Raw genomic sequence first — 530 nt, 5'->3', positions numbered from 1 at the left:
GCTATTCATGTGATACGGCAAACCCATCCAACAGTGTAAAAGCAGCCATCGCGGTTCAAAATATCCTAGCGAATAACGGCTATCAAACTCACGGTTGGGATGTGGATTGGGCCCCTGAAAACTGGGGCATTGCGATGCCAGCAAACAGCCTTACAGAAGCTGAACCATTCCTTGGGTATGTCGATTCCGCGCTAAATACTTGTGCGCCTACGACAATTAACCCTATCAACTCCAAAGCACAAGAGTTCCCATGTGGTACACCTTTGCATGCTGATAAAGTTATTGTGCTAACTCACGAATTCCTGTTTGAAGACGGTAAACGTGGCATGGGTGCAACTCAAAACCTGCCGAAGCTCGCGAAGTTTATCCAGCTAGCCAAACAGGCTGGTTATGTCTTCGATACCATGGATAACTACACACCGAACTGGCAAGTTGGTAACAACTACAGCGCCGGCGACTACGTTCTACACCTCGGTACGGTATATCAAGCAGTAACAAGCCATACAGCGCAACAAGATTGGGCTCCATCA

Annotated in this window: 1 protein-coding gene; it reads left to right on the top strand. The window is 47.9% G+C overall.

Annotated features, from left to right (window positions below; translation table 11 throughout):
* Positions 1-530: carbohydrate-binding protein (locus tag R8N47_RS28100; RefSeq protein WP_412034502.1), on the top strand; the 530-nt coding region annotated here is incomplete at both ends.

It is taken from the genome of Vibrio sp. 2132-1 (assembly GCF_033344315.1).
Note: the sequence above shows the minus strand (reverse complement) of the source record. Positions and strands in the feature narration are given on the sequence as shown.